Genomic DNA, 6360 nt, shown 5'->3' with positions numbered 1-6360 from the left:
AAAATGGGAAGAGCTTTTATTTATTAGCTAAAATTTGAAAAGTCGGTATGCCAGTTAGATTTCGATAGCATGCAGTGTTTGGAAACAAAGGAGCGTGAAAAATTCCAATCATTTTGGCGCAGGTGATTCAGCGATGTTTGCGCAGTCATAAATTGATAACCGGCGATATATGCTGTGATAAACTCGCTCCAGTTGTTATAGGCTTGCTGCGCTTGTCTCACAGCCTGTAGCTTAAACTGCCGAGCTTCCTCTTTGCTGATATAGCCGCCTTCCCATCTCGTACCACTCAAGTAGGAGGCCCAGGCATAATCATAGGCGGCAATCCCTTCATCTGGGAGTCTTCGCAGATAGTAATGAACAATCTTTGCCTTGCCGACGCGATCCGGATCTGGTTCCAGAGAGTTGATATATTCAACTCGTCCTGACTCTGATAAGGCTGATAAGAAATGGTGAAGCCGGGCAAATTCTTTCCGCTCGCCTTCTTTTAGCATCCACGATAGTCTCTCTTTCTGACTTGCGGCGTCTCTTATTCCCCGTTTGCTATAGTTATCTTTTATTTCGATGAAGACTGTATCTGCCCCGATCCCAATAGCTGAATGCATACTGTTGGTAAAGAAGTGAAATTGTTTTTCTCTTTTACGCTTGAATGTGAACATGTATGAAAAGTTCACTCCTTGTTAATAGACTCGAGTGATGATATACAGCTTGTACAGTGAACCAAAGAAGAACCGACACAAGACCAAAAGAATCAGCCCATAGAAATAAATCTCCAACGGAGGGCTCGGAATCGTCATATACCTTACGTCGATCATTTGATTTTGATTGAGTTTGTTGAAATCGAACAAAGAAGTCAGTTCCAAATCCAGTAACATTTTCTTTGTGTCAGTCAGTACCTTAGGAGGTATATCCATTACCTGGCCCATTTCAAATTCTAAGATTCCGGTTTTTTCAATCTCGATCGTACTATACTTCGTAATGACGAGGATGGGTGTATCCCCCAAGTAGCCGATTTTTACGTAGCCTGAAGGATTAACTTTTCCTATGTCTCCGGTTTCATTAAGCGTCAAATAATTTTCGTATGCCGTGTAGCTATTTCCGTCTTTATCTGTTTTCGTATACTGATAGATTTTCAGAAAACGGAGATTCGTTAACTTGGCCTGAACGAATTGGTTGGGTCCAATCTGTTTTAAATCCTCTGGCGAAGATAATTTGACCAGTCCATTCTGGTGAAGCTGTATATATGAAATGGGAGTTAATTTTGTATGATCCACAAACGCGTTGTATAGAAGAGATTGAAAAAGCATGATGAGCGCAAGTGTCACTGTAGCTATGGCTACTTGGAAATGAATGGCTGGCTTTATTTGTTTATTCAAGTCTTTCCGTTCTCCCAGCTCCGAAGTCAATTGCTGCAAGGCATGCTTTCGTTCTTTGGCTGGCAGCTTCTTGACTTGTTTCAGCATGTTTCCACGAATCTGCGTGAGCAAAATGAGCGCCTCGTAATCGTGTGGACTGGCTGCGAGCAGCTGTTCAAATGTGACTTTTGCGTGAGCTTCATTACCCAGCTTTAGCTGACACTTTCCGAGTAGGCTTAGTGCTTCTGGATGGGTTGGGAGTTGAGACAAGATGTACTCGCATTCCTTCTGAGCCTCGGTGACATGTTGCTTGTGGTACCATATGTAGGCTCGAGCCAGGTAGCTGTCGATATCGTCTGGTTGAATGCTGATGATACGGGAATAAGCGTCGAGTGCACCAGCCGTGTCACCGACTCGCTGGCAATACTCTCCCTGAAGGCGAAGCAATTCGGGGTCATCGGCAAATAAGGCAATAGCCGCGTTAAGTGAATTGCTTGCTTGCTCCAGTTGATTTTCTTTCAAGGCTTGATAAGCTGCATCGCGGTAAGACAAAAATAGATCACGATCGAGATGGGACGCCGCAAGCAAAGTGTCAAAACGCAATCCTGGATGGTCTAGCTGCTTCAGATAGTATTGGCAAAAAATTTTCGAGTGCTTGTCCATATAAAAAGGCTCTTGAATAAGCTCCCGCCATTGAAAGCCATCCTCTAGTATTAACCAGACGCTTTTGGGCAAATGGTGGTGCTCGTGTAGAAAGTGAAACAGGCGATCACTGACGATTCTTCTCAGATGTATATTCCACACTAAGTCAGAACGAAGCAGCTTTGCCCAATTTTCAGGATTGATTCTGGAAGGGAAATCGTTGTACAAAGCTTTTACTTGCTCCATAAAACTGTCTAGCTGTGCAATTGGATCATTGCGATCTGGTGTGGCGTCAATATGCTGAAAGGACAGCCGACGTGGAACAGTGAGAATGGAAGTATCCTCTTCTATGAAAGTGTCTATCTGTTCAACCGGATCATTGCGATCTGGTGCGGCGTCAATATGTTGAAAGGACAGTCGACGTGGAACAGTGAGAATGGGAGTATCCTCTTCTATGAAAGTGTCTGTCTGTTCAACCGGATCATTGCGATCTGGTGCGGCGTCAATATGTTGAAAGGACAGCCGACGTGGAACAGTGAGAATGGGAGTATCCTCTTCCATGAAAGTGTCTGTCTGTTCAACCGGATCATTGCGATCTGGTGTGGCGTCAATATGTTGAAAGGACAGCCGACGCGGAACAGTGAGAATGGGAGTATCCTCTTCCGGTTGTACAGAGGATTCTACATCGGCTATGGATGTCACTTCTGCCTTTGGTTTTCCCTGGCCCTGCTTCGCCATTTTAATGGCCAGATCGTATGCTTCTCGCAGTTGTTGGTAGCCCTCCGGATCATCTTCCGGGTGGTGCAGCTTTAGCTTTTTCGCATAGGCTTTTTTTATCGTCGAAATATCTTCGGTAGGATCAATGTCCAGTATCCTCCAAATATTCACAAGTCGTCACTCACCTTTTACGTGTGATTCATCTGTTGCTTCATGATTATAATCTAATGAGGATAATTTTAACTATCATGGAAAAATAAAAAAGACGCAGACCTTCTTTCCTTATGAGAAGAAGATCCGCGTCTTTTCATTGTTATGGTTGTTGGACGGCAGGTTACTTAGCTGCCTGGCCTTCTTTAAACGCTCTTTGGAAGCTTTCGATCAGCAGGCCGTAGTTTGGCATTACTTCCGCATAGATTTCTGCGAATTCTTGGGCATCTGGGCGGTTCCATGTTTTTTGCAATTCGGACATGACGGCGAGTGTATCAATAGGAACGGCTCCTGCTTGCACAACGCGAGCCAGTGTAATATCTGTCGCCATTTTGCTCCAGTTACCTGATGCGTCAATAACGGTGAAGACTTTGTAGCCTTCTGCCAATGCAGACAAGGTAGGGAATGCCATGCAAACGCTGGTAAGTGTACCTGCAATAATCAGGGTCTTCTTGCCAGTAGCTTCAACTGCTTTAACAAAATGGGGGTTATCCCAGGCATTGATCTCACCGTTACGTGGTACATACACGTCATTTGGCAGGATTTCGGCGATTTCTGGAATCAATGGGCCATTCGGGCCAGTTGGTACTGAGTCCGTTGTGAGCGTTGGGATATTCAGTAGCTTTGCCACTTTTGCAAGAGCAATCACGTTTCGACGGAGTGTTGGCACATCCATATCCCCTACTGTTTGGAATAAACCGCTTTGGTGGTCGATCAACAACAGAGCTGCATCGTTTACGTCAATTACATGTTGATTTTTCGTTGTCATGGATAATTCCTCCCAAATATCTTTTAATTGTGTTTCTCTAATTTGAGATAAATTTGATTCGATTAAAAATCGTACTCCGCATCTTTTTGCTCCCGAATCCGTGTATAGGCATCGACGAGCAGTACTGTATCCTCGACGAGACGCTCCAGGCGGAAGTGAATATCATCATTGATGATTTCTTTGCGGTTGAAGTCCTTCTCTTCGATAAAGACATAAGTGGGTACGATATGTGCCTTCATATAAGACAGGATCGGCTTCAACTGTTGTTCTGCCATGAGATAGTGCTTGGATGTTCCTGCCGTGACCAATACGCTGACCACTTTATCCCGGAATGCGTTGACGGGCAACAGGTCAAAAATGTTCTTCAATGTGGCTGGGATGGATGCTTGGAATGTAGGTGTTCCGATGATAAGCGCATCGGCTCCCATGATGGTTTCGGTTACGAACTTGGTGTCGCCTTCGTAATCCGTATAATTCCGCCCGTCACTGAAGACGAGATTATACTCGGCTAGGTCAATCAGCGTAATTTCTGCATCCGGGTATTTTTCCTGTGCCTTTTTGAGTGTCAAATCCATCGCTGTTCTTGTTTTGGAGCCAACATTAGAGCCTGAGATTCCGACGATTTTCATAGGTGTCACTCCTTTTTTGTTACGATTTGATAGTATGCTTTTTCACTTCTGGCAAGATTTTCGTTGCGATCAGTTCAATGTTTTTCGCAATTTTATCAAAAGGTACACCGCCGAAATCGATTTGCGCCATGAAGCGTTGTTGTCCGTACATTTCGTATTGGTAAAGCATTTTTTCGATGATGACGTCAGGGCTGCCTACCATTAACGCATCACGATAATCGACTGATTGTGCAAACTGTTGCTTCGGATAGCCACCGCCACGCAATGCGATAAACCCGCCATTTAGATGCGGATAGAACTCGCGAAGCGCATCCGAAGTTTTGTCGGCTGTATAAAACAAACTCGTTGTCGCTACTGGCAGAGTCGCTGGGTCAAAACCATTTTGCTTCGCAGCCTCCCGGTAAGCATCGACGGAGCCTTTGAAGTTGATGGCTGGACCTCCGAGTGTGGTCAGCATCATAGGCACGCCAGCTTGACCGGCTTTAATCGCACTTGCAGGTGGTCCCCCTACTGCACGCCAGATGGGCAGACGTCCTTGTAAAGGCTGCGGCAGGATGGTAGCGTTTTGTAGCGGTGCACGGAACTGCCCTTCCCACGTAACGCGATCTTCGTTATTTAGCTTGAGAAGAAGGTCCATTTTCTCTTCAAACAATTCTTCATAGTCGCGCACATCGTAGCCGAGGAGGCTATATGCTCCTACTCGGGAACCGCGTCCGGCAACAATTTCTGCCCGACCATTGGAGATCAAATCCAAGGTAGCGAAATCCTCGTACACGCGGACCGGATCGGATGTACTCAATACAGTGGCGGAGCTAGCGAGTTTAATTTTCTTCGTAGCTTGTGCGATCGCACCGAGAATGACGGTATGCGCCTGCGTCGTAAAATACGTCTGGTGGCTTTCGCCGACAGCGAATACATCAAGGCCTGCTTCATCTGCCAGCTTGCTTGCCTCGATTAGTTCCTTGATTCGCTGTTCAGGAGAAATCTTGGAGCCAGTGTGTGGATTCGGGACATGGTCGCCAATCGAATATAAGCCGAATTCAAGTCCCTTTTTGGCGTCGATACGATATTGTTCCATGTTGATTCACTCCTTTTAGTCTATCGGTGTCAATTTCGCTTCAATTTCTGCACGGCGTTCTTCGAGGAATGGAGGTAAGTCCAAAGCTTTTCCGAGCTCCTCGACGGTTGAATCTGCTGTGAAGCCAGGACCGTCTGTTGCAATTTCGAACAAGATGCCGTTTGATTCTCGGAAATACAAGCTTTTGAAGTAGAATCGATCAATAATCCCTGTTGAACGGAAGCCGCGTTGTCGAACAGCGTTATCCCAGTATTGCAGCTCCTCATCGTTGCTCACACGAATCGCCAAGTGATGAACGCTTCCTCGACCGGGTTTTTCAGGTGAGCCATCTTCCTGCTTGATGACAATTTCTCCAAAGGATTTTCCTGGGACGGATTGATAAATGGCTTCTTGTTCTGAGCGTGATACTTCGGTATAACCGAATGTATCTGTCAACAGACTGGCTAATTTGTCCAAGGAGCGGACTGTAATCTCAACCGTGCCGATTCCCAAGATGCGATGCTTTTCTTCGACCACGGATTCGTCCCATGGAGCCCAATTCGATGGAACTCCTTCGCCGTTGTTATTGATCAAAATCAGACGCAGGCCTTCCGGGTCTTCAACATGTAAGGCATCGCGGCCGGCGTACTTGGTAATCTCGCCGTGGTGAACATTCAGTTGCTCAAAACGCTTTTTCCAAAAGGTCAAGCTCTCCAGTGACGGAACGAGCAGTCCGATTCGAGTGATCGCGTTCGTGCCGCGTACGGTTTTTCCTACCATCGGCATTTCAAAAAACGACAACTCTGTTCCGGCACTGCCTGTCAAATCTCCATAAAACAGGTGATACATCGAAGGATCGTCTTGGTTAACGGTTTTCTTCACTCTGCGCAGTCCCAATACGTTTTGGTAAAAGTGATTATTCGATGGAGCATGTTTGGTTAACATAGATACATGGTGATGGCCTGGAATGGTGTGCATGGTAGT

General features: G+C 45.9%; 6 protein-coding genes. All 6 read right to left on the bottom strand.

What is annotated here, in order from left to right:
- Nucleotides 1-23 precede the first annotated feature (23 nt).
- On the bottom strand, nt 24-656 hold the full coding sequence (locus HP401_RS03745; RefSeq protein ID WP_173604116.1) for a DUF1266 domain-containing protein: 633 nt from the start codon (nt 654-656) through the stop codon (nt 24-26).
- Between the two features lie 21 nt (nt 657-677).
- Nucleotides 678-2882, bottom strand: a complete 2205-nt coding sequence (locus HP401_RS03740) for a tetratricopeptide repeat protein (protein WP_173604115.1) — start codon at nt 2880-2882, stop codon at nt 678-680.
- 163 nt (nt 2883-3045) lie between these two features.
- The gene (locus HP401_RS03735) at nt 3046-3690 is read right to left on the bottom strand and encodes an isochorismatase family protein (RefSeq protein ID WP_173604114.1); all 645 of its coding nucleotides are present in this window, start codon (nt 3688-3690) and stop codon (nt 3046-3048) included.
- A 62-nt stretch (nt 3691-3752) separates the two neighbouring features.
- A complete protein-coding gene (locus HP401_RS03730) occupies nt 3753-4319 on the bottom strand; it encodes an NADPH-dependent FMN reductase (RefSeq protein WP_173604113.1) in 567 nt (188 codons plus the stop codon).
- A gap of 19 nt (nt 4320-4338) precedes the next feature.
- Entirely contained in the window at nt 4339-5397 is a 1059-nt protein-coding gene (locus HP401_RS03725; protein WP_173604112.1) for an LLM class flavin-dependent oxidoreductase, read from the bottom strand.
- Between the two features lie 15 nt (nt 5398-5412).
- Complete coding sequence (locus HP401_RS03720) at nt 5413-6354, bottom strand: ring-cleaving dioxygenase (protein ID WP_173604111.1); 942 nt, start codon at nt 6352-6354, stop codon at nt 5413-5415.
- Between the last annotated feature and the right edge of the window lie 6 nt (nt 6355-6360).

The organism is Brevibacillus sp. HB2.2 (assembly GCF_013284275.1).
Taxonomy (GTDB): Bacteria; Bacillota; Bacilli; order Brevibacillales; family Brevibacillaceae; genus Brevibacillus; species Brevibacillus brevis_D.
Note: the sequence above shows the minus strand (reverse complement) of the source record. Positions and strands in the feature narration are given on the sequence as shown.

Bases quoted from the DNA above. Each gene is read 5' to 3' on its own strand.
- HP401_RS03720 (WP_173604111.1), bottom strand. From the start codon at position 6,354: ATGCACACCATTCCAGGCCATCACCATGTATCTATGTTAACCAAACAT.
- HP401_RS03735 (WP_173604114.1), bottom strand. From the start codon at position 3,690: ATGACAACGAAAAATCAACATGTAATTGACGTAAACGATGCAGCTCTG.
- HP401_RS03745 (WP_173604116.1), bottom strand. From the start codon at position 656: ATGTTCACATTCAAGCGTAAAAGAGAAAAACAATTTCACTTCTTTACC.
- HP401_RS03730 (WP_173604113.1), bottom strand. From the start codon at position 4,319: ATGAAAATCGTCGGAATCTCAGGCTCTAATGTTGGCTCCAAAACAAGA.
- HP401_RS03725 (WP_173604112.1), bottom strand. From the start codon at position 5,397: ATGGAACAATATCGTATCGACGCCAAAAAGGGACTTGAATTCGGCTTA.